Genomic DNA, 21702 nt, shown 5'->3' with positions numbered 1-21702 from the left:
GGGGCCGTGCGACGATCCAGGCGTGATCGTTTCCCTGGAATCCCTGCTCCCCTCCGCCGGTACGCACACCTCGGCCACCTACGCCGACTGGGCCGCCGCCCACGATCCGGGCGCGGCCCACGCCGCGCGCGACCTGGTCGAGTTCATGAGCGCCGAGCTCGGCCGGTCCTACGGCAAGCCCGGCGGCTTTGTGGACACGATGGCGTACCGGGCGCGGCAGCTGCCCCCGGCGCACCTGCCGTGGTTCTGGGACACGGTGGGCCACCGGCTGATCGGGCACGGGAGCCGCCCGGGCGGGCGGGCCTACGCCGCGGCGCGCGCGGCCGAGACGGAGCACGGGCTGCCGGTGGATCCCGGCTACCGCCGGGCGAACGCACTGCTGTTCGCGGCGGGCGGGGCCATGCCGGCCAAGGAGTTCGGCGCCCACCAGCGGTTCCTCACCGCGACGCTGGACCCCGCCGACGCGCACACGGAGCTGGAGAAGTTCCTGACGGCGTGGGCCGGCTCGCGGGCCGACCTGCCCGCGGACCTGGTGCGACGGGTCCGGGCCTCCGCCAAGGCCGCCGGGCACGGGGACGAGGAGGTCGCGCGGATGACCGGCGCGATCCTGTCGGTCACCCGCAAGAAGTCCGTACCGGACGCCCTGCTGGACGCCGCGTGCGCGGTCCTGACGGCCCATCCGCCGACGGACGCGGTGTCCGCCGGACTGGTCGAGGTGTTCCCGGACGGGGCGACCGACGGCGGGCCGTGGCTGCGGCTGCTGAACGGCTGCGGCGCGGTCGCGGCGCTGGCCGACGGGCGGATCGTTCCGGACGGCGGACTGCACCGCTGGGCGGGGCACTTCGTGCACATGTACCAGTACACCCGGGCCGGCGGTGGCGGCGTCACACGGCAGCCGCTGCCCGCCGAATTCCTCGACCTGGTCGGCGTACTGGGGCCGAGGCTGCGGGCGGAGGGCAGCCCGGTGACGGCGCACACCACCCGCCACCACCACCAGGGCTTCGACGCGGACGTGCTGGACGCCCTGCTGGCGGCGGGCGTGACCGTCGTCGACCCCGGCCCTGAGACGCGGATGCGGTTCTGGGGCGAGCGCTCCCGGCGCGACCTGGCCGCCCTCGCCGCGCACCCGGACTTCGGCCCCAGGCTGGAGGGCACCGTGCACGAGCACCTGCGGCCGAACTGGCCGATGGCGCGCGTCCGCCGGGCCGGGACGGCCATCACCCTGCTGCCGGGCAACGAGGGCATCGCCCAGGAGGTCGCGGCCCGCGTGGGCAAGCTGGTCGACACCGTCGGCGGCGGGGGCATGGCCGGGGCCGAGGAGTCCCTCGCCGAGCTGGAGACCCTGCTGGACCGGCCCACGGTGACGGCGCTCGGCGGCATCGCCGAGGCCCTGGCCGCAACGGGCGCGGCCGGCGCGCTGCGGCGTTCGCTGGCCGCCGGCCTGCCCGAGGAACTGGCCTGGCCCGAGCTGGAGTCGGTGTACGACGGTTTCGCGTCGGCCGCGGACCCCGAGGAAACCGCAGGACCCCTGCCGGGTGTCGAGGGGGTCACCTCCACCTGGCCGGTCCTGACGGTCTTCGGACGGGACCGGGCCGTGGCCGTCGCCCCGGACGGGGTGCGCGGCTCCTGCCGCTTCACGGTGCCCGACGGCGCGACCATGTTCGCGGTCCACTACGTCGGCGGTTCCTTCCTGGTCAGCTGGACCCTCGAACCGAGGCCGTACTGCTGCGACACCGCCGTGTGGGCCGACCGGCCCGACGCGCCGTTCGAGCCGGAGCAGTCGAGAGGACTGGTGCCGTTCGGCGGCAGCCTGGACGGGGCGTACGGCTTCCAGTTCGAGACCGCCGACGGGCGAGGGCGCCACAGCGGGCAGCGGGCCCTGCGCCCCGGCGGCCACGAGGGCATCGACGGCGACGAGCTCCAGCTCGGCGACGGGGCCCGGATCTGGGTCAACGGCGTCTACAACGACCGGAAGTGGGAGGTGGTGGACCCGGCCACCGGCGAGCCGCAGGGCCCGCTGGACCTGCCGGACTTCCCGGGCCGCCCGGCCGGCGCCGACCCCGCCGCCGAGCCGTCCGAGACCGGGATGAGCGTCGCCGGGGAGGCCCTGCAACTGGCGCCGCTGCCCGACGGCCTCACCGGATCCCCCCTGGGCAGCCGGGACGGTCTGGTCGGCACCCGGATCCTCTTCCGCACCCGGCACCGCGGCAACGCACCCGACCACTACCTCGTGGAGAGCGTCGACGGCCGCAAGGCCCTGTTCGACATCGACCGGGCGGGGCAGGAGCCGTGGGGCCTGTGGGCACCGCCGGAGGGAGCGGCGCAGGACGTGGTGCTCGCCGAGGCGGAGACCCGGACGGGCGTACGCGCGTACGCGGCGGACGGGAGCCTGCTGTGGGAGCTGGACGGGCACGCCTCCCCCCGGCACCCGCGGGTGAAGCCGGTCCGCAAGGCCACCGCCTCGGGCGGCACGGCACTGCCGCCCGCCTTCTGGTACCTGCTGCGGACCCGGGACGCGGCCGGTTCCCGGGCGCTGCGGTCCGTGGGCCGTCAGACGGCGGAGGCACTGCTGGCGGCCGCCGGCACCGGAGCGGAGGCGCTGCGGGCCGCCGTGGCCCGGGAGTTGCCGGCCGTCACCGACCCGGTGCTGGCCGGGGCCGTGGCGGCGGTCGCCGCCCGGGCCCTGCGGGTGGAGGAGCGCCGGCTCGCCCTGCACCGCCGGGTGACCCTGCTCGCGCAGGCGCCGCCGGTCCTGCCGGGCCGGTCCGTGCCGGACGGCGAGCTGATGCCCGCGCTGTGCGGGCTGGTGTCCTACGGGCGGCAGGACGCCTGGCAGCGCACCGCGGACACCGCTCTGCCCGCGACGCTGAGCGCACTGGCCGCCGACGGCGCCTGCCTGGCGGGGACCGTCGTGGAGGAGGTGCGGCGGCTGTCTCCGCCGGCGCCGCCGCAGGACTGGTCGCAGCTGCTGGGCACGATCGACGCGGCGGCCTGGCGGGCGGCCGTGGCCCCGACCCCGGACGGGGAACGGGCCGCGCTGATCGCCCTGCTGGACACCTGGGCCGACCAGCCGCTCGCCCGGGAGGGCAGCCGGTGGTGGGCCGGCCGGGCGGCCGCCGAAGTCCTGGACGGGCTGCGTGCGGGCGGCACCGCGGTGGTGTCCGCCGCGGTGCGGCCCGGGGGCTCGGAGTGCTGGTTCGTGGCGGCCGCCGCCGGGGACGGGACGCACGACCCGGTCCCGGCGGCAGTTCCGCAGGCCCGGCGGGTCCGGGTGGAACGGGACGACGCGGCCCGGCTGCGGTCCCTGATCGCCGCGGTCGAGGAGCACGGCCCGCTCCCGGTGCCGGAGTCGGCGGCCGCCCGGTTCGCCGAACTGACCGGCGTGCGGCGGGCGGTGGCCCGGCTCGTGGTCGCCGGTCTCGTCGGCCGGTCCGACCGCGAGGAGCAGCGCTCCCTGGTGCGCAAGGCCCCGTACAAGGCGACGCCGCTGACCGCGGAGGCCTACGAGGGACTGCGCGCCCGGCTCGGCGGCGCGGGCCGCCGGGCCGTCCTGGCGGCGGCCCTGCCGGACGACCCGGCCGAGCTGTGGCGGCCCGGCGGGGTCCTGGCGGCGGTGGAGCGGATGGCCGCGGTGTGGCGGGACCTGCTGGGCGCGCTGCCCGCCGTCCACGACGAGGCGGCGGACGCCCTGGAAGACGCGCTCGGGCTGCCCGAGGTGTGGGCGCGGCGGCTCGCCGGCGGATACGGGGCGGCCGCGGACTCCACCGTGGAGGCGGCCGGCTGGGAGCTGGCGGCGACCCCGTACGGCATCGGGGTGGAAGTCCGGCCGGTACGCCCGGCCGGGCCGGAACTGCCGTACCGCACCCCGGTGGGCCTCGACCTCGGGGAGATCGCGAGCGCGCTGGTGTGGGCGTGGACGGACCGGCCCGCGGGCGATCCGGCGGTGGCCGGGGCGACGGCCCTGTACGAGCGGCTGCGGGCGGAGCTGGACCGCCCGGAGCTCCTGCTGCCGCTGGGCGGCGGACGCGTCAAGCAGACCTCGGCGGACATCGAGGAGCGGTTCGGGCCCGGACGGCTGCCGGTCGCCATGGACGCCCGCAAGGAGGAGGGGCCCGTCCCGGTGACCGCGTTCGACTCGGGGCCGCTGGTGGTGTGCGCGCCCGGAGGCGCCTCCTTCCTGCGGCCGGCGGCCGTCGCCGATCCCGAGGTGTGGGAGCGGGTGCGGGAGCTCACCGACCTGACCGAGGAACTGGACCGGGCGGCACCGCTGCTGGCCGGCGGCGGCCTGGAGCGCATGATGCGCAGGGCGGGCTCCGGGGCGGTGCCGGCCGGGGCGTACGAAGCCGACCCGCGGCGGTCCTGCCCCGAGCTGGTGGCCCGGACCGCGCGGCGGCTGGGAGCGGGCGCCGACGCGGCCGCGCTGTACCTCCAGCTGGCGACGCTGGCGGCGCCCACCGACCGGAACGTACGCCGCTGGAACGGCTGGACCACCAAACGGCACGCCGAGGTCCGGGCGGAGCTCCTCGGCACGGGCGCCGTCGTGGAGGCCAAGCGGGCACGGGCCGGCCGGACCCTGTTCCTGCCCGGGGAGTGGACGGAGCTCAAGGCTCCGCACCTGCCGCTGGAAACGGCGAAGCTGGCCTCGCACGAGGTGCGCCCGCTGTGGGGCAACAGCATCCGCTCGCCGTTCGGGCGCGTACTGCCGACCGCTCCGCTGCACGAGATGTTCGCCGCGGCATGGGAGCGCCTGCACCCCGAGGACGGTGACCCGCAGGACGGTGACCCGCAGGGCTGACGTCCGACCGCAGGCACAGGACAGTGCCGATTTCGGCGGGTTCTCGCCTGGGAGCGCCCGGACCGGCGGTGCGAGCCTGGTGGACGCGCCCATCCGTACGACGACGGAGTGAAAGCCATGAGCAAGCGCGCGCGGATCGGGGCCAGGTGTGCCGCCCTCACCCTCCTGCCCCTGACGGTCCTGATGGCGGCGGCGCCGGCACACGCCGGCACACGGGGCCTCTACAACGGCTTCGAGGAATCCGACATCGGCAAATGGGACCGCCTCGCCGGCGGCGACGGCCGGGCGGGCTTCGAGATCGGCACCGGTACCGCCCTGACCGGCCAGGGCAACGGCCGGCTCTCCGCCACCCGGGGATGGGCCCGCGAAGGCACCTGGGCCTCGTTCGAGGGGGCCTACCGCTACTGCACGGCCCGCGTCTACGTAAGGCCCGACCAGGACCTCCAGTTCGAACTCAGGGTCTGGACCCCTCAGGGCAAGAAGCTCATCAGCACCGCTCCCTGGCTCACCGCGGGCGACTACCGGCTCGTCCAGGTCGACTGGACGGGGGAAGGCGACAACAAGAACTTCGTCGAGGCCGTCCTCGGCGCGAACGGAACCCCGCGGGCCGTGCGCCTGGACGCCCTGACGGTCGTGTGCGCGGACGGGAGCAGGACCTCCTAGTGCTGTGACCGTGCCCGCGCATGGCGGTTCGGCCGGGCGCATCCGAGTGATCTCGTCCTTCCGCACAAGATCATTCCGATGCCGGGCGGACGTAGCCTTCGCATGGCGGTACGGGGGCCCAGGGCGGGAGCGCGTCCGGACCTCGACGGATGCGAAGGGGTCGGGGCATGGGCACGGTGGTGTCGTCGGACGGTACACCCATCTACTACGAACGCCACGGGGACACCGGGCCGGCGCTGGTCCTCGTCGGAGGCACCCTCATGACCCGGGCCCGGCACGCCCCCCTCGCCGACCTGCTGGCACGTGACTTCCGCGTCTACAACTACGACCGCCGCGGCCGCGGCGACAGCGGCGACAACCCCGAGTACGACGTGCGCCGGGAGATCGAGGACCTGGACGCCGTGATCGGCCGCGCGGGCGGGCCGGTGCTGCTCTTCGGCATGTCCTCCGGAGCCGTACTCGCCCTGGAGGCCGTGGCCGGGGGCAGCAGCGTCCGCGCCCTGGCCCTGTGCGAACCGCCGCTGGTCGTCGACGGCTCCCGCCCGCCGCTGCCCGCCGACTACGTGGAACGCCTGACGGCCTTGCTCGCCCGGGACGACCTGGACGGAGCCCTCACGTACTTCCTGACCGCGGGCCTGGCCCTGCCGCCGCAGGCCGCCGCCGGCCTGCGCAGCGGTCCCGCGTGGCCGGCCTGGCGGGCCGCCGCCCGGACCCTGCCCTACGACGGCTTGCTCATGCGGGACCTGATGACGGGCCGACCGCTGCCGTCCGACCGCTGGCGCACCGTGGCCCTTCCCGTCCTCGTCTGCCACGGTGGCGCGGGTGAGCCGTACATGGCCGGCGCCGCCGCACAGCTCGCCTCCCGCTCCGACGGCTTCACCCTCCACACCCTCCCGGGCCAGGACCACGCCGTAGAGCCCCACGCCCTCGCGGCCGCCCTCACCGCCTTCTTCACCGCAGCCCGGGGCTGAGCCGCCTCCTCGGTGACGGCCCCCGGCCGTGACCTGGCGGCTCAGCCGGCCAGACGGTCCCACAAGGAGCATCCGTGCGCGGAGTACGCGTCGACGGGACGGATCCCGCCCGGGCCCGGGGTCAGCGACTGCACCGACGGCCCGGGAAGTGACGAGGGGCGGAGCCCCGGCCAGTGTGGTGCGCCCGCGCTGTTGGGGTTGCCGGTGCGCGCGAACCTCGTCCAGTACCCGACCATCCGGTCCGACAGGACGGCCTGTTCACCGGTCAGCGGTCGCTCGGTGGCGAAGGAGGAGAACAGGAACGGCAGCTCGAACCCGTGCGCCGCACCGTAGGGGAAGCCGGGGTTCGCGGGCAGGCCGGCGAGGACGGGAGCGTCCGGGTCGTTGAACTCGTAGGCGTAGAGCGGCAGGTCCGGGGCGTGTGCCGCGATGGCCCGGCCGGCTGCCAGCGTGGTGCACGTGAAGGAACGGTCGGTCAGCGCCGCGGCCCAGGCCAGCGCGGGGGAGCCGTGACGTGCTGCCGGATACCGTGCCTCTACGGCCGCGGCCGCGGGCCCGAACGCGTCCACCAGACGGGCGCGGTAGTCACTCTCGGTGCGGATGGGGAACGCGGCGAGCGTCATGCCCACGAACATCCGCATCTCGTCGTGGTTGGTGCCCAGTACGACCGGCACGCGGTGGAAGCGTCCCGACGCCAACGCCGCGTCCGGCGCGGCCGGCAGCAGCCCGTTGCCGTAGGCGGGCCGGTTGAAGGACTGCATCAGCTGCGCGGTGGCCAGACGTGCGGTGCTCTGTCCGCGCAGGCACGCGAGCACCTCGTTGCCGCCGCCCTCGGTACAGCCCAGTTGCCGGGCGGCCTCCGCTCCGGCCGCCTGGACCTCGCTCTGCGGGGCGAACGGCTCGTACGCGGGCGTTCCCGGGGCGAGGGCGCCGCGCGGGAAGGACGTGAGGCAGGATCCGCTCTGCAGCACGGCGCGCTGGAAGAGCCCCGCGGCCGTCGGTGAGGTGAGGTGCGCACAGATGCTCAGCGCGCCCGCGGACTCGCCGAACAGGGTGACCCTGCCCGGATCGCCGCCGAAACGTTCGGCGTTGTCCCGCACCCAGCGCAGGGCGGCCTGCTGGTCGGCGAGGCCGAAGGGCGGCGCGGAGCCCAGCCCGGCATGGCCGAAGTAGCCGAAGACGCCCAGACGGTAGTTGACCGTCACGACGACGGCGTCACCCCGGACCGCCAGGCGTTCCGTGCCGTAGTCACTGCCGGAACCGCCGAGGAACGCGCCGCCGTGCATCCACACCAGCACGGGCCGGTGCTTCCCGGCCGGCTTCGTCGCGGGCACCGTGACGTTGAGGTAGAGGCAGTCCTCCGAGCCGACGACGGCGCCCGCATCCGTGGGTGCGCCCCCGCCCGCACCCGGTGCCGGCATCTGCACGCAGCGCTCGGCCGGCTTCGTCGCGTCGCGTACGCCCTGCCACGGGGCGGCGGGCGCCGGGGCCTGCCAGCGCAGCGGTCCGGTGGGCGGCGCGGCGTAGGGGAGGCCCGCGAAGGAGGTGTACGCGCCGCGCGACACCCCGCGTACCAGCCCCTGTTCGGTTCGCACGACGGTACCGCCCTGCCCCGCCGCGCCGTCAGGGGGACCGGGGCGGGCGACGGCGGGTGATGCGGCGGCCGTGAGCAGCGCAGCCGTGCACAGCAGGGGGAGGAGGACCGCGCGCAGTCCGGCCCTCCGGCCGGGACGCGTGGCTTTCGTGGTCGGGGACATGCACACCCACCAATCTCGGGTCGGGGACGGCGCGGGACGAGGAGGCCGCACGGTCGCACGCGGTGCGGCGGGGCGCCGTCGGTGATCAATACGCTAGGAGCTCCCGTGCGCTGGAGGTTCAAGAGCTGTGACGCAAGACACGTGGAGCATCGGTGAGCTCGCGGCCGGCACGGGCCTGCCCGTCAAGACGGTCCGCTACTACTCCGACAGCGGACTGCTGCCGGTGGCCGCCCGTAGCAGCGGCGGCCATCGCCGCTACGGCCCCGAGGCGTGGGAGCGGATACGGCTGATCAGACGCCTGCGGGCGCTGGACACCCCGATCGCGACCATCACCCGAGTGGTCACCGGTGAGCGCACGCTCGACGAACTGGTCTCCTCCGAGCTCGCAGCGGTGCAGGAACGCCTGACCGAACTGCGGTGGCGCGAAGCCAAGCTCAAGGCGCTGGACGACTGCGCGGGGGAGGAGCGACTGCGGAGGCTGGAGGTGCTCGCGCGCGTCCAGAACCTTCCGCAGGCGCGACGTACGCTCACCGACCACTGGTACCGGGAGCTGTCCGCGGCCATGCCTGCCCGCCGGCTCGACATCATGACCGCCATGCTGGCCCCCGATCCGCCGCAGGACCCCGCCCCCGCCACGGCCCTGGCCTACGCCGAGCTGCACCTGCTCATCGCCACGCCCGGCTTCACCCGCTGGACCCAGGACCACGACGAGGAGATGAGGGACGGCCCGGCCTTCTACGCGGAGATCGACGAAGCCGCGGCCCTGACGGTTTCCGCCCTCGCCCGAGGACTGCCGCCCGGACCGGGGTCCGCGGTGGACGCGTTCGTGTCGGCCCACGCCCGGGCACGCGGCGAGGCGGACACCCTCGCCTTCCGCGCCCACTTGCACGGGCTGGTGGCGCGGTCGTCGGGCTTCGACCCCCGCCTGGAGCGGTACTGGTCCCTGGTCGCCGCCGCCACGGGCGGCCGCGTCCTGAACATGACGGTGGCCCACCGATGGCTGACCGACGGCCTGGCGCTCTCGCTCACCGGCACCGCCCGGCCGTGAGGACACGCGCCGCCGGACGGCCGGGGTGACGGCCGGGGTCGAACGAGTGTCCCCCGCCGCGTCGGTCCGCACCCGCGCGACCGGTCCACGGAAGGCTGGCGCCATGCGGAAGCTGATCTACGGCATGAACCTGAGCCTGGACGGCTACATCGCCGCGCCCGGCGACGACATCGGCTGGAGCGTGCCGAGCGACGAGCTGTTCCGGTTCTGGTCCGACCAGTTGCAGGCGACCGACCTGTCGCTCTACGGCCGCAAGCTGTGGCAGACGATGAGCTCCTACTGGCCGACCGCCGACCGGCGGCCCGACACCACCCCGGCGGAGAACGAGTTCGCGCGCCGCTGGCGGGACATGTCGAAGGCGGTGTTCTCCTCGACGATCGACGAAGTCGACTGGAACACCCGGCTGGTCACCGGCGACGCGGTCGCCGAGATCACCCGGCTCAAGGCCGAGGACGGCGGTCCGATGGACATCGGCGGCGCGACGCTCGCCGCGGCGGCCATGCGGGCCGGGCTGATCGACGAGTACGTACTGGCCACCGCGCCGGTCCTGGTGGGCGGCGGCACGCCGTTCTTCACCGCCCTGGACAGCTGGGTGAACCTGAACCTGCTGGAGACGCGGACGTTCCCCTGCGGGGTGATCCTGGCCAGGTACGAGACGAAACGCTGAGACGGAGGCCGACACCCCGCCCGGCGACGTGCCCCCTCGGGCACAGGTGCCGGCGGAGAGGCGAGCGCGTCCCGGTCACCCGGCCCGTACACGGCGTCGGCCGCGCTGACCGGCCCCCGGCTCACTGCCAGTAGCTCCCCGGCCGAGGCGTCGCGACCACCTCGTTCGGCCACGTCTGCCGGACCCGTCCCAGCCGGTCACGCAGCTCGTCCACCCAACCGTCCCCCGGATCCAGGCCGACGCGGACCGAAACCCCGGACTCGCCGCCGTCGTCCACCGTGACGACGGGACGGGGCACCGAGAAGTGGCGGTCGATCTCGATCCGGATCTCGGTGTCGCCCATGGCCCTCCATCGGATGCCCTGCCCGTCGGAGAGCTCGTCCAGGGCTTCTGCCCAGTCGTCCATGGCATCCGGTGACAAGCACAGTCCGAGCCGCCCGCCGACGAAGCAACTGGTGGTGACGAGCTCGGCCTGAAGGCAATCGTTGTACGGCGTACCCCCGGGCTCCTTCCGCCCGACAACGCGTACCCGGACGCTGCTGTCCGGGTCGATCAGTCGGATCAGGTCCACCCCCTCGCCCTCGTCCACACTTCCTCCCGAACCTCCGGCGATCCCGATCATCATGCACGCCCCGCGAAACGGCTCCGGCCGGTGTTCCGGGGTGTGTCGGCACAGGCCCGCCGCCGGGCCCGCGACGAGCGGGGCGAAGCGTTCGCCCCCAGCGACCACCGGCGAGCACACTCACGAAGCCGTACCCCTTCCCGCCGTGCTCGCGGCGGCCCTCCCGACGGCCGGCGCCTCCCAGGAGGAGCTGCCCCGGCTGAGGACGCTGGCGGGCCAGTACCCCTGCCGTGCCCTCCACCTCCTCGACCAGACGCTGAGCCAACTCGGTTCGGCGTCGAGGCCGCGTGCCATGATCGGCGTATGAGCGAGTACTCCTGGCCCGGGGAGAACGGCTGGAGTCCGGCGCCCGATCCGGCCGCTCACTGATGCATCTCAGAACCGAGTTCGCAGTGCAGAAGCCCGTCCTCGACTCCTTCGCCGAGGTGAGGCGGCTGGCGAGGCAACTGCCTCAGTGCGGGCCACGGGGGTTTCGAGGACGCCTTCGCGGCGGCGAACGATACGGACGGGGGGCGAGATCCACTGGTCGAGCCTCCGGTGGCCGGACGCGCCCGAAGTGATGGCGGCGCCGGCCTCGCCGGCCTTGGCGTCGGCCGCGATGCGTCGGCGGCGCTCAGGCCCGGCCGCCGTTCCTCCTGGCTCGTGCGTCGCCGACCGCGTACGGCAGTCCGGGCAGGAGCAGGAGGGGAGCGGCCCACAACGGCAGCTCGAACAGGACCCTTTCGCCGGCCAGCCGGTCGAGGAGCGCAGCGGTCAGAGCGGCGGCGAGGGCGACGCCCCAGCTCCGGCGGATGCCGAGGCTGCCGCGCCGCATCTTCCAGGCGACGGTGACCGTGCCGAGTACCGCCCAGAGGGCGAGGTAGCCGGGGGTCACGTCCAGGCTGGTGGTCCACCGGACCGCGTACGCGAACAGCAGGACCCAGCCCGTGACGAAACACCCCAGGGACGCGGCACGCAGCACCCGGCGCGGCAACGGGGTGTGCGCCCGCGCCCACGCGGCGGCGAACGTACGGACGTTGCGGCCGACGACGTCCTGCCCCGTGCGGCCGGCCGCCTCCGCGTCCTCCAGGTGGGCGGACAGCTCGTCGAGCATCTCCCTCACGGAAGCGTCGTCGATTCCCCGGTACTCCCAGTTGCTGCGGCAGGCGGCGAGGATCTGCGCGTTGGTCATGGTGTGGTTTCCCCCGTGGGTTCCGTGGCGGTCAGGATGCGGCCCACCTGCCCGGCGAAGGCGAGCCAGTCGGCCCGGCCGCCGCTCAGCTCGGCCTGCCCCGCCCCGGTCAGCCGGTAGTACTTGCGCGGGGCGCCGCCGCTCGGGGACGGAGCGCGGTACGAGGAGATGAGCCCCGCCCGCTCCATCCGGGCGAGCAGCGGGTAGATGCTGCCGTCGCTGACCAGCTCCAGCCCGCCGGCCGCGAGGGCCTCGGTGAACTCGAAGCCGTACATGGGCCGTTCGGCGATCAGCGAGAGCAGGCACAGGTCGAGCACGCCGCGCAGGAGCTGGCTGCGCCGTTGGTCACCGGCTGCGGGCAGTCCCTTTGTCATGCGGTACAAGATAATCGGCAGTACCTTGCACCGCAAGAAAGCTGGGGGCCCAGGGAAACCCCGTCAGGGAAGGTCGCGCAGCCGCTGCACCTGGCGGGCCATGAGCTCGGCCGGGAACCCCATCGCCCCGCGCCGGAGCCCGCACCATGGTGAGGGTGGCCCGGGTGCCGGTGCCGGTGCCGTCGCCGCTGTGGACGTCGCGCCGGTGGACGTCGCGGCAGCCCCGCAGGGCCCCGCGGAGCCGGTCGAAGTCGGCGACGGCTGCCGCCGGGCCGGGTTCTCCTTGCTGCGGAACGTCTGGATCACGGTCGTGGGCCGCGGCCCCTCCCGGTACGGGTCGGCGAGCAGGACGCAGTCGGGATCGCCGACGGACGCGGGGGCCCGCTCCGGATCGCGTTCGTACACCTTCTTCTCGGTGGATCCGAGGCCGGCGCCGCCACCAGTAGCAGTCCCGCGACCGCCGGGCCTCGTCCGCCGTCTGCGCTGTTCATGGTTCCCCCTGGCGGATCTTGGCTTCGATGCGACATCAACGCCCCCGCGGCATCGGACGGCTCGGCTTCCCCCACAGCCGAGCCGACGCTCGGGTGACGTGCGGGTGATTTCGCGCCTCGGAGGCACCAGGAGGTTCCGTCGGCCCGGATCGGCCCGCGATCATTGTGACCCTGCCGGAAGCAGCACAAGAAGATGGGGGATCTCGTGAAGTTGTTCACTCGTCTGGCCGCGGTGGCCCTCACCGCGACGATCCTGTCCGCTCCCGCCGGCCCCGCGGCCGCAGCCGGATCGGCGGCCGACCAGCGGGTGCCGGCCTGCTCGGTGGTCTGGTTCGATCTGGGCGACACCCTGATCGACACCTCCGACCGGGACCACCTCAGGTACATGCCGGGGGCGCTGCGGTACCTGCGGCAGCTGCACCACACCGGGGTTCCGGTGGGCATCATCACCAACGTCCCGCCGAGCTGGGGCACGACCGATGCCGAACGAGCGGCGGCGACGATGAAGTACATCTCGGCGAGCTGGTCGGAGGCGGAGCCGTTCGTCTGGGAGTACTTCGGCGACCGGATCCTCACCCCGCGCGGCACCGAGGAGTACAAGCCGGCGCCGGTCCTGTTCCAGCGGGGCGTCGAGAAATCCGGCGGCTGCCGGGCGGTGTTCGAGGGCGAGAACCCCGACGAGGTCACCGCGGCCTCTGCGGCGGGGATGCGCGGCTACCAGATCGGCCGACGCGACCAGCCGGCCTACCTGCCGCTGTACCGGGTGCTGCTGCCGTTCCTCGACCAATAGCCGCCCAGCCGAGGCGGCGTCGAGCTGATCGGGCACCGCCCGGTGAACCCGGAGAAGTGCGTACGCCACCGCGAACCCGGTCGGGTACCGAGCCGGCAGACCACCCCCCGTACACCGCGACCCCGAGGCGCCCGCCCGCACCGACCCGGGCCCCACGCCCGGGGTCGGCCGCCGCGCCTCGCCACCCGTCCCGCGCGGAGCAGACTTACCGGGCCACCGGGACGCCGGGCGGCATCGAGGTGGGGTTGCCCACCCGTTCGGACCTATCGGGCCGGCGGCACCGGAGACCCGCCGACGGGCTCGCGGTCGCCGCGGCGGGTCAGGCGGTGCCACCAGTGGTGGCGGCGCGGGTGGACGGCCCGGCCCATCCGGCGGCCCAGGAGGAGGTATCCGAGCAATGCCCCAGCCGTGTTGAGGATGACGTCGTCCACGTCGAAGGCGCGCCCGGTGACCAGGGAGCCCTGGATCAGTTCGACGAGCGTCATCACCAGGGCCGTCACCGCCGCCACCCTCAGCAGCCCGCGCGCCTGCGGCAGGAGGACCGGGAGCAGCAGCCCGAAGGGAACGCCGAGCAGGACGTTCCCGCCGAGCTGCTTGCCGGCCTCCGCGACGGACGCCCCGTCGAGGTACGGGCCGATCGAAGCGCCCGGGCGGGTGTTGCTGTGCACCAGTGCCGCCGAAGCCGCCGAAGGCTCCAGGGTGACCTGTGCCAGGGCCAGGCTGAACAGCACCGTTCCGGCGAAGGCGGCCAACATCGCCAGTGCCCGCAGCACGGGCCGTGCGGGAGGCCGTACGGCCCGTGCTGCGGGCTCCCGCACCCTCCTCCCACGTTCCGTCCGCCGCATCCACTTCGCCCGGCGCACCGCGGCGAGCCTCCCGCGCACGTCCATCGACCGCTCCTCCCGTGGCCGGCTCCGTACCGTGCAGGCGCGTGTACCCCGCTCCACGACGCCGACACCCCTCTCCCGAGAGGCCACAACCACACGCTCGTGCACGGGAGCTGACGGGACGTCCGTTCCTGACGTGCTGCTGCCGGTCCCGACGTCCGGCGATCCGCCTGGTGGCGACAGCACAAGGGGCAGGCCCCTGGGCGGCCATCCGCGATCCCAGTAAGCTACCGCCGAGTAGTCAGGCTGCTTTCCCGCAAGGTCTACGCGAAGGAATGAGACATGCCCGCATCCGGATCCTCCGCTCGTCTGCTCAGCGGTCTGCTGTTGGCGGTCGGCGCGGCGCATTTCGCGGCGCCGAGGCAGTTCGACGCCATGGTGCCCCGCGCCCTGCCCGGCTCTCCCCGCATGTGGACGCAGGTGAGCGGGCTCGCAGAGATCGCGGTCGGCGCTGCGATCGCCGTGCCCCGCACACGACGGGCCGGCGCGCTGGCTGCGGCCGGACTCTTCGTCGCCGTGTTCCCCGCGAACGTGAAGATGGCCTACGACTGGCGCCACCGGCCCGCCCCGCTCCGGGCGGCGGCCCTGGCCCGCCTTCCGCTCCAGGCTCCGCTCGTTCTGTGGGCACTCCGGGTCCACCGCACCGACGGTCCGGCGCGCGGGACGGCTCGCTCCGCCGCGTGACCCGTGACTCGGCCGCGGTGCGCCTGCCGGACTCCGAACGGGACGCCCCGAAGCGCGGGCGGCGGGAGCCGAGCGGCTCAACATCGCCCCGTCCGAGGTCCCGTTCGAATGACACTGTCCGTGCTGGTGCCTCTCAAGGGGCAGCCCGGGCCGCACAGTCGTCGTATGCCGAGCAAAGTCGTCAGCGACCTCGTTCCCGTGTTGGCGGTGCCCATTCTCACGGCCGCGCTCGGCGGCCTGGGGCTGATGGTCAAGGACGTCCGAAGCAGGAGGGATGTCGAGCACCAGTGCAAGGCGCGGCTTGAGGTGGCCGCTCTGGAAGTCCAGTTCATTACGAACTGGATGCAAGTCAGGAAGGCGCTCGGGAACTCGGCCGGGGTCATGCAGGAGGCCGAAGACTGGCTTGACCGCTGCTATCGGTCGGCCGACGCGGTGGTCCGGGAAGTCGGCGGAAGGCCCCAGCTCTCGAAACTGCGCAGACTCCTCCTCCTGAAGCCCTTGGTAGGGCGGCCGGCCCAGACGTTGCGCGTCTTCTACTGGGGTGCGTTCCTCGCGTTGAACACACTGACGATTCTGGGGCTGCGCAAAGTCGTGCAGTGGATGACCCCCGGCGGGGAATCCGCGAACGGAGGCGAGATCTTCTACATCGCGGTCATCATCGCGGGATTTGCGTTCTTCACCGCGGGTATTCGCAAAACGGCACTCACCATGGATGATCAGGCCAGAAATCCTCGCCAGTTCCCCGAAAGCTGGCCGGCGAGAGCGGTCGCGGAGAACGAGCGAAAGGCCTGGGTCCGCCGGCTTTTCGTCCTGCTGACCGTCCTGGCCTTCCTGGCAGCCGGTCTGGCCCTCGTTTCCTACCTGTACGTGGTGTCGCGCCAGCACTGAGACGCGGACGAGCGCTGCACACGTGGACAGACGCAGGCGGTGACAGCGAACCCGCCTCGCGCGGACGGCACCCCACGGTGACGGATCCGTTTTCCCGGCGGGCACGGGGCAGCTCCCACGCCGTCCAGCTCTCTGCAGGCGGGGTCGGCGCGGGACTCCTCGCCGTGGGCGTCGCGGTGGCCCTCCTCCTCGTCGCGGCCGTCTGGTGGGGCATCCGCCGCCGTGCCGCGGAGCCGGGCCGGTGACGGCGACCCCGGGCGTCGCCGCGTCGGCGTAGGCGGCCCGCATCTCCAGCGGGTGCGGGCCCACCTACGCGTTCGCCCGGGCCGGGCCTCAGGCCTCGATGAAGACCGCCCTGAGGGTGTGGGCGGCGTCCATGGTCACGTTGACCTGCTCGTTCGGTCCGTACTGTCGGCCATCGTAGATCCAGGCCGCCAGGCGGTAGCCGGGGGCCGGGGTGGCGGTGACGGCGACGACCGTGCCCGGCTTGTAGGGGCCGTAGACGGCGGGGCGGACGCTGCCGCCGTCGGAGGCCTCCAGCGTGAGGGCGTGGCGGGTCCGGGGGATGGTGAGGGCGCGGTAGCCGGCCACGATGGGAGTGGTGAGGCGGGCGAGCTTGGCGTTGTCGTTGCTCTCGTTGCCGAGGGGCCGGCCGTAGACGCTCAGCTCCGGCGCGGAGTACACGTTCTCCGTGCGGCACGGCCGGCGGCAGGAGCTGGCGTACGCCATGAGGGAGGTGTGCTCCTCGTCGGACGTGATCCAGCCCGTCCCGTAAGGGGTGTTGAGATCGTTGACCCAGCTGCCGTCGGGGACCTGCTGGGACAGGGTCCGCCGGTCGTGGAACAGGCCGAGGTTGTGGCCGATCTCGTGACCGAGGTTGTACCAGCCGGTGAGCGAGTCGTAGTCGACGACCGAGAAGGCGAGGCTCTCGTCGAAGTTGCCGCGCACCGGAAGGCTGCCCTGCCCGGAGGACTGGCCCGGAACGCTGTTGACGACGGTGATCAGGTCCACGCCGTAGCGACGGCGCAGATCGGCGGCGGTGCTGCCCAGTTCGAGGTCCTGCGGGTTGCGCAGCTTGCTCCACATCACCGAAGAGGTGTTGTTGCCGGTGTAGCTGGTGTTGTAGGTGCCGATGATGTCGATGCTGGCCGGGACGCCACTGTCGGCGAGGGCCTCGTTCATCTTGCGCTCGGCCCAGTGGATGGTGTTGACGACCTGCTGCTCGCTGCCCGCCCGCTGGACGGCGAGGGGGGTGTATCCGGCGATGACGTCGATGACGGCCGGGTTCTGCGAGGTGGCCGCTGCCCGACCGGCGAGGGAGCGGCGTGGCGCGGTGCGCGCGGCCGGGTCCACCGCCAGCTCGTCGGGAGCGTGGTGCGGTTGCTTGGCCGGGTCCTCCTCCGTGATGCGGGCGCGCAGGGGACGGCCGGGCAGGGTCTCCAGGTGGTAGACGTGCTCCTTGAGGTCGGCGACGACCTCGACGACGGTGGTGTCGAGCAGGGTGCGGCCGGTGGAGCAGACGCCGCGCAGGGAGACGATGACGCTGGTGTCCGGCCTCCCCTTGACGTGGCCGGACCAGGTGCGGGTGCCCCCGTCGTCGTCGATGCCGTCCTCGACGGCAGTGAGGCGGACGTTGTCGAAGAAGTCGAAGGTCCATTCGCGGGGGGCGCCGAACGGGGCCGTGGTGCACAGCATCCGGAAGGCGTCGAGTGCGAGTGGGACGGTGCGGTCGCGGAGCACCTCCGCCCCGTCGCCGTCCGAGGGTGACGGGGCCCGGGTGACGGCAGGGGCGGCGGAGACACCGGTGGCGGAGGCGCTCGTCAGGGGCAGTGAGGCCAGGGCGGCCACGCAGAGCGCGAGCAGACGGGACCAGCGGGGAGGAGTCATGCTGCACACGAAGCCACAGGCGTCACCGCATATGCCGGATACGTGCCCGCTCGGAAGGGTGAGGTCACCCGACCGACACGTCCCACCCCCCGTGCACCGACCTGGGGGAGTGGGGCGGGGCCGGTGCAAGGGGGCAGCGCGTCCGAACGTCTATTGGCGGAGGGTGTCCTTGACGTCTCCTCGGCCGGGCGGGCCTTGCCCTTGGCCTGCTCGGCGTGCGCCTTGGCCTTCTCCTGCCCGAGGTGTTCCGGCGCCGGTGCGGGGTGTTGCCCGCGGTCTCTCAGCGGGCGTGGCGGTGGATTCCCCGCTGGCCGGGGATGTCGTCCAGCCGCGGGGCGGTGCGGCGGCGAGCGGCCCGGTGCCGCCGGCCGGGCACGGGGTTGCGGCGTGCGGGGACGGCGGGAGCCAGGGCCAGCAGGCCGATCAGGGCGGCGACCGCGACGAGGATGAGGGCGGTGACGAGGGTCATGTTCCTGCCTTCCGTCGGGTTCGAATGTCTGTAGTAACTCATTGTTACCGGAATGAATGGCGTTAAACACGGCGGGTGATATCCGTTGCCGTGGTGGCGCGTCTGCCGTGATGTTGGGGAAGGACACGTCCACGCCGAGGGCCTGGTCCGGCGCGTTCCGGCCGGCCTGCGGGCACCGGCCCGCGGCCCACTTCCCGGACCAGGTCGTGGACCCTGGTGAGCGCCGTCCCATCGCCCCCGCATACGGCCGATACGCAGCTGAAACGTGATCGCAGGACGCTCGAAGGGCTCTTCTGACGCCCTGGAAGCGCGCCTCTCCGAGGCTGTGCCGGTACCGGATCACCGGCGTACGCGACATCGGAGGGCAATTGCCGTGCTGAGCACCCCGCACCGTTCCGAGGCCACCGGGGAAGAGGAGCCGCCCGGCCCGCTCCCGCCCCTTCCCGCCGGCCGCTCCCGCGCCCTCGTGCCCACCGGCCGCGGCCGGCCGGTCGCCGCCGGCGCGGTGTGCGCGGCCCTGGCGATGGCCCTGCACGCATGGATCCCGAACGGGGCCGTCAACCTCGGCAGCCTGTTCCAGACCTTCCTGCCCTGGGCCGGGCTGAGCGTCCCCGTCCTCCTCGTGGCGGCGGCGGTACGCCGCTCCCGGCTCGCGGCCGTCGCCGTCCTGGCCCCTGCGGTCGTCTGGGGCTGCCTGTTCGGCGGGACCCTGGTCGACAAGCGGTCCGAGCGGTCCGAGCGGTCCGAGCGGTCCGGCGGCGGGAACTTCACCGTCGTCAGTCACAACGTGGACGAGGAGAATCCCGATCCGGCGCGGACCGCGCGAGCGCTCGCCGCATCGGGCGCGGACGTACTGGCCCTGGAGGAGATGTCCTCGAAGGCCACGCCCGTCTACGAGCGCGAGCTCGCCGCCGGCTATCCGTACAGCTCCGACACCCTCGGCGTCAGACTGTGGAGCAAGCACCCGCTGAACGGCGTGGAAGCGGTGCCGATCATGCCGTGGACGCGTGCCGTACGGGCCACCGTCGAGACCCCGGGCGGCCCCGTCGCGGTCTTCGCCGCCCACCTCGCTTCGGTACGCGTGACCCCGGACGCCGGATTCACCACCGCCCGCCGCAATGACGCGGCCCGGAAGCTGGCCGCGGCCGTGCGGGCGGAGCCGCTCCCCCGGGTCGTCGTGATGGGCGACTTCAACGGGACGGCGGACGACTCGGCCCTGCGGCCGGTGACCTCCCTGCTGGCGTCCGCGCAGCGCGAGGCGGGTGCCGGCTTCGGCTTCACCTGGCCCGCCGCGTTCCCCGTGGTCCGCATCGACCAGATCCTGGTGAAGGGGATGAGCGCGACCTCCTCCTGGACCCTCCCCGCCACCGGCAGCGACCACCTCCCCGTCGCCGCCTCCCTCCGGCTGTGACTGCGACCGCGACTGCGACCGTGACTCCACCGCAGGTCCCACTGACTAGGATGAACTCCATAAATGTCCGTTTCTGAGCAGGTAGGTGGCGTGTCGGCACCCAGGGTCCCGGACCCCGTCAGCGTCCTCGTCGTCGAGGACGACGCCACCATCCGCCGCGCCGTACAGCTGTCCCTGGAGCGGTACGGCTATCAGGTCGCGGTGGCCGCGAACGGACTCGACGGCCTGGAGGCGTTCCGGGCCGACCGGTACGACCTGCTGATCCTGGACGTGATGCTGCCCGAGCTCGACGGCATCGGGCTGTGCCGCCGGATCCGCGAGGAGAGCCTGGTCCCCGTCCTGATGATGTCCGCGCGCGGGGACGCCCTCGACGTGGTGTCCGGACTGGAGGCGGGCGCCGACGACTACGTCGTCAAACCCGTCGACATCCCCGTCCTCGTCGCCCGCATCCGGACGCTGCTGCGCCGAGCCAGCTTCCGGCCCGCCGGACCGGCGCATCCCGCGGTCGTCTCCGCGGACGCCGGGACGGCCCCCGGGGAGCTGGTCTTCGGGGACCTGTCCGTGAACACCCTCGGTCTGGAGGTGCACCGGGGCGGACGGCCCGTTCCGCTGACCCCCACCGAGCTGCGGCTGCTGCTGGAGTTCGCGGCGGCTCCCGGCGCCGTGCTCGACCGCCGCCGTCTCCTGCGGGACGTGTGGGACTACGGCTGGGAGGGCGACACCCGGGTCGTGGACCTGTGCGTGCTGCGGCTGCGCAAGAAGATCGGAGCCGAGCGGATCGAGACCGTCCGGGGCTTCGGCTACAAACTCGTCCGCGGCTGACGGGCCGTCCGCACCCATGGCACTCCTGAACCCGCGCGCCCTGCGCTGGAAGATCGCCGCCCTGACCGCGGCCGCCTGCTGCGCGGTGGCCGCCGTGATCGGCGTCCTCGTCCACCAGGCGATGGCCGAACGGGGCGACCGCACCGGGAACGACCGCCTCTCCACGCGCCTGGCAGCCGCGGAGCGCGAGTACACCCGCACGGGCAGCGCGCCGCTCGACGTCGAAGTCCTCACTCCTGAACGGCTCGACGCACCGCTCGCACGGGCGCTGGCCGCCAAGGATCCGGCCGCACTGTACGCGACCTGGTACGACCGCAAACCCCCCAACTGGTACTGGATGTGGGCGGCCATGCCCGTCGAGGGCGGCCGGGTACTCGTCGCCCGGACGGACATGAGCTCCGAGGTACGCGGCCTCCAGCTCCTGGACCGCAGCATCGTCAAGGCCGTGCTCGCCGCCCTCCTGGTCGTCGTGCCGCTCGCGGCCCTGGCCACCGAACCGATGAACCGCAGGCTGCGCCGGGGATCCCGTACGGCCCGGGCCATCGCCGACGGCGACCTCGACGCCCGGATCGGACCGGACGGCCGGGCCCGTGACGAGATCACCGAGATGTCGGCGGCCGTGGACGAGATGGCCGCCGCCCTGCAGCACAAGCTGGAGGGCGAGCGCCGCTTCACCGCGGACGTCGCCCACGAGCTGCGCACCCCGCTGATGGGGTTGTCCACCGCCGCCGGGCTGCTCCCGGAGGGCGACGAGGTCGCCGAGCTCGTCCGGGACCGCGCCCGGGCCCTGAACGGGCTGGTCGAGGACCTCCTGGAGATCTCCCGGCTCGACGCCGGAGCCGAACGGGCCCGGACCGACGCGGTACCGCTGGGTGAACTGGTCGCCGACATCGTCCGCCGCACGGGGACGCCGACGGCCGTGGCGGTCCGTGCCACCAGGACCCTGGAGACCGACCCGCGCCGGGTGGAACGGATCGTGGTCAACCTCGTCACCAACGCCCACCGGCACGGTGCCGGCCCCGTCGAAGTCGCCGTGGAGGCCACCGCCACTGGCGCGCGGATCCTCGTACGGGACCACGGGCCCGGCTATCCCGCCGCGCTGCTCACGGAAGGCCCGCAGCGCTTTCGTACGGGAACCCCCGAGCGGGGGCGCGGGCACGGACTCGGGCTGACCATCGCGCTCGGGCAGGCGAAGGTCCTCGGCGCCAGGCTGACCTTCGCGAACGCTCCGGAGGGCGGCGCGGTCGCCACCCTCGACATGGACGGCGGACGCGTTCCGTCCGCCATCTGACACGGAACCGCAAC

At 73.7% G+C, this 21702-nt stretch carries 20 protein-coding genes; 13 read left to right on the top strand and 7 right to left on the bottom strand.

The genetic code is table 11. The features are described 5' to 3' along the window. Window positions 1-22: 22 nt before the first annotated feature. From OG553_RS00385 to OG553_RS00375, 3 genes are all read left to right on the top strand, one after another. Window positions 23-4795, top strand: coding sequence for a hypothetical protein (locus OG553_RS00385; protein ID WP_405976972.1), 4773 nt, complete (start codon window positions 23-25; stop codon window positions 4793-4795). A gap of 117 nt (window positions 4796-4912) precedes the next feature. After that, window positions 4913-5458, top strand: a complete 546-nt coding sequence (locus OG553_RS00380; RefSeq protein ID WP_405976971.1) for a hypothetical protein — start codon at window positions 4913-4915, stop codon at window positions 5456-5458. A 167-nt stretch (window positions 5459-5625) separates the two neighbouring features. After that, window positions 5626-6429: an alpha/beta fold hydrolase gene (locus OG553_RS00375; RefSeq protein ID WP_405976970.1), complete on the top strand. Its 804-nt coding sequence runs from the start codon at window positions 5626-5628 to the stop codon at window positions 6427-6429. A gap of 41 nt (window positions 6430-6470) precedes the next feature. Here the strand turns inward: OG553_RS00375 and OG553_RS00370 are convergent, their stop codons facing one another. Continuing rightward, window positions 6471-8186, bottom strand: a complete 1716-nt coding sequence (locus tag OG553_RS00370; protein ID WP_405976969.1) for a carboxylesterase/lipase family protein — start codon at window positions 8184-8186, stop codon at window positions 6471-6473. A gap of 127 nt (window positions 8187-8313) precedes the next feature. Here OG553_RS00370 and OG553_RS00365 point away from each other — a divergent pair, with 127 nt between their 5' ends. After that, on the top strand, window positions 8314-9234 hold the full coding sequence (locus tag OG553_RS00365; RefSeq protein WP_405976968.1) for a MerR family transcriptional regulator: 921 nt from the start codon (window positions 8314-8316) through the stop codon (window positions 9232-9234). A gap of 103 nt (window positions 9235-9337) precedes the next feature. Continuing rightward, window positions 9338-9901 (top strand): dihydrofolate reductase family protein, encoded by a 564-nt coding sequence (locus OG553_RS00360; RefSeq protein WP_405976967.1) that lies wholly within the window; start codon window positions 9338-9340, stop codon window positions 9899-9901. Between the two features lie 121 nt (window positions 9902-10022). Here the strand turns inward: OG553_RS00360 and OG553_RS00355 are convergent, their stop codons facing one another. Next, window positions 10023-10490: a DUF5959 family protein gene (locus OG553_RS00355; protein WP_405976966.1), complete on the bottom strand. Its 468-nt coding sequence runs from the start codon at window positions 10488-10490 to the stop codon at window positions 10023-10025. Between the two features lie 178 nt (window positions 10491-10668). Here OG553_RS00355 and OG553_RS00350 point away from each other — a divergent pair, with 178 nt between their 5' ends. Then, the gene (locus OG553_RS00350) at window positions 10669-10830 is read left to right on the top strand and encodes a hypothetical protein (protein WP_405976965.1); all 162 of its coding nucleotides are present in this window, start codon (window positions 10669-10671) and stop codon (window positions 10828-10830) included. A gap of 306 nt (window positions 10831-11136) precedes the next feature. Here OG553_RS00350 and OG553_RS00345 read toward each other — a convergent pair whose 3' ends face one another. Both OG553_RS00345 and OG553_RS00340 read right to left on the bottom strand, forming a co-directional pair. Beyond that, window positions 11137-11694 carry a hypothetical protein gene (locus OG553_RS00345; protein ID WP_405976964.1) on the bottom strand — a complete coding sequence of 186 codons (558 nt, stop codon included), beginning with the start codon at window positions 11692-11694 and terminating at the stop codon, window positions 11137-11139. Continuing rightward, window positions 11691-12068, bottom strand: coding sequence for a PadR family transcriptional regulator (locus tag OG553_RS00340; RefSeq protein WP_405976963.1), 378 nt, complete (start codon window positions 12066-12068; stop codon window positions 11691-11693). Before OG553_RS00340 ends, OG553_RS00345 begins: the two co-directional genes overlap by 4 nt. A gap of 696 nt (window positions 12069-12764) precedes the next feature. Here OG553_RS00340 and OG553_RS00335 point away from each other — a divergent pair. Then, on the top strand, window positions 12765-13349 hold the full coding sequence (locus OG553_RS00335; RefSeq protein WP_405976962.1) for a hypothetical protein: 585 nt from the start codon (window positions 12765-12767) through the stop codon (window positions 13347-13349). 263 nt (window positions 13350-13612) lie between these two features. On the opposite strand, the gene OG553_RS00330 is transcribed toward OG553_RS00335, so the two are convergent. Then, window positions 13613-14239 (bottom strand): VanZ family protein, encoded by a 627-nt coding sequence (locus OG553_RS00330; RefSeq protein ID WP_405976961.1) that lies wholly within the window; start codon window positions 14237-14239, stop codon window positions 13613-13615. Window positions 14240-14518: 279 nt separating this feature from the next. Here OG553_RS00330 and OG553_RS00325 point away from each other — a divergent pair, with 279 nt between their 5' ends. From OG553_RS00325 to OG553_RS00315, 3 genes are all read left to right on the top strand, one after another. Beyond that, window positions 14519-14920 (top strand): hypothetical protein, encoded by a 402-nt coding sequence (locus OG553_RS00325; RefSeq protein ID WP_405976960.1) that lies wholly within the window; start codon window positions 14519-14521, stop codon window positions 14918-14920. 165 nt (window positions 14921-15085) lie between these two features. Then, window positions 15086-15808 carry a hypothetical protein gene (locus tag OG553_RS00320; protein ID WP_405976959.1) on the top strand — a complete coding sequence of 241 codons (723 nt, stop codon included), beginning with the start codon at window positions 15086-15088 and terminating at the stop codon, window positions 15806-15808. Window positions 15809-15885: 77 nt separating this feature from the next. Continuing rightward, the gene (locus OG553_RS00315; RefSeq protein ID WP_405976958.1) at window positions 15886-16053 is read left to right on the top strand and encodes a DUF6479 family protein; all 168 of its coding nucleotides are present in this window, start codon (window positions 15886-15888) and stop codon (window positions 16051-16053) included. Between the two features lie 88 nt (window positions 16054-16141). On the opposite strand, the gene OG553_RS00310 is transcribed toward OG553_RS00315, so the two are convergent. Further along, window positions 16142-17695, bottom strand: coding sequence for a M12 family metallo-peptidase (locus tag OG553_RS00310; protein ID WP_405976957.1), 1554 nt, complete (start codon window positions 17693-17695; stop codon window positions 16142-16144). Between the two features lie 280 nt (window positions 17696-17975). Beyond that, window positions 17976-18164: a hypothetical protein gene (locus tag OG553_RS00305; protein ID WP_405976956.1), complete on the bottom strand. Its 189-nt coding sequence runs from the start codon at window positions 18162-18164 to the stop codon at window positions 17976-17978. A 523-nt stretch (window positions 18165-18687) separates the two neighbouring features. Between OG553_RS00305 and OG553_RS00300 the strand changes: the two genes are divergently transcribed. The 3 genes from OG553_RS00300 (at window position 18688) to OG553_RS00290 (ending at window position 21688) form a co-directional block, all read left to right on the top strand. Then, window positions 18688-19575: an endonuclease/exonuclease/phosphatase family protein gene (locus OG553_RS00300; protein WP_405982909.1), complete on the top strand. Its 888-nt coding sequence runs from the start codon at window positions 18688-18690 to the stop codon at window positions 19573-19575. 63 nt (window positions 19576-19638) lie between these two features. Next, the gene (gene cseB, locus OG553_RS00295) at window positions 19639-20397 is read left to right on the top strand and encodes a two-component system response regulator CseB (RefSeq protein ID WP_405976955.1); all 759 of its coding nucleotides are present in this window, start codon (window positions 19639-19641) and stop codon (window positions 20395-20397) included. 16 nt (window positions 20398-20413) lie between these two features. Beyond that, window positions 20414-21688 (top strand): sensor histidine kinase, encoded by a 1275-nt coding sequence (locus OG553_RS00290; protein ID WP_405976954.1) that lies wholly within the window; start codon window positions 20414-20416, stop codon window positions 21686-21688. Window positions 21689-21702 lie beyond the last annotated feature (14 nt).

The organism is Streptomyces sp. NBC_00158, assembly GCF_045160885.1.
Lineage (GTDB): Bacteria > Actinomycetota > Actinomycetes > Streptomycetales > Streptomycetaceae > Streptomyces.
This window is presented reverse-complemented; position numbering and strand designations above follow the sequence as displayed.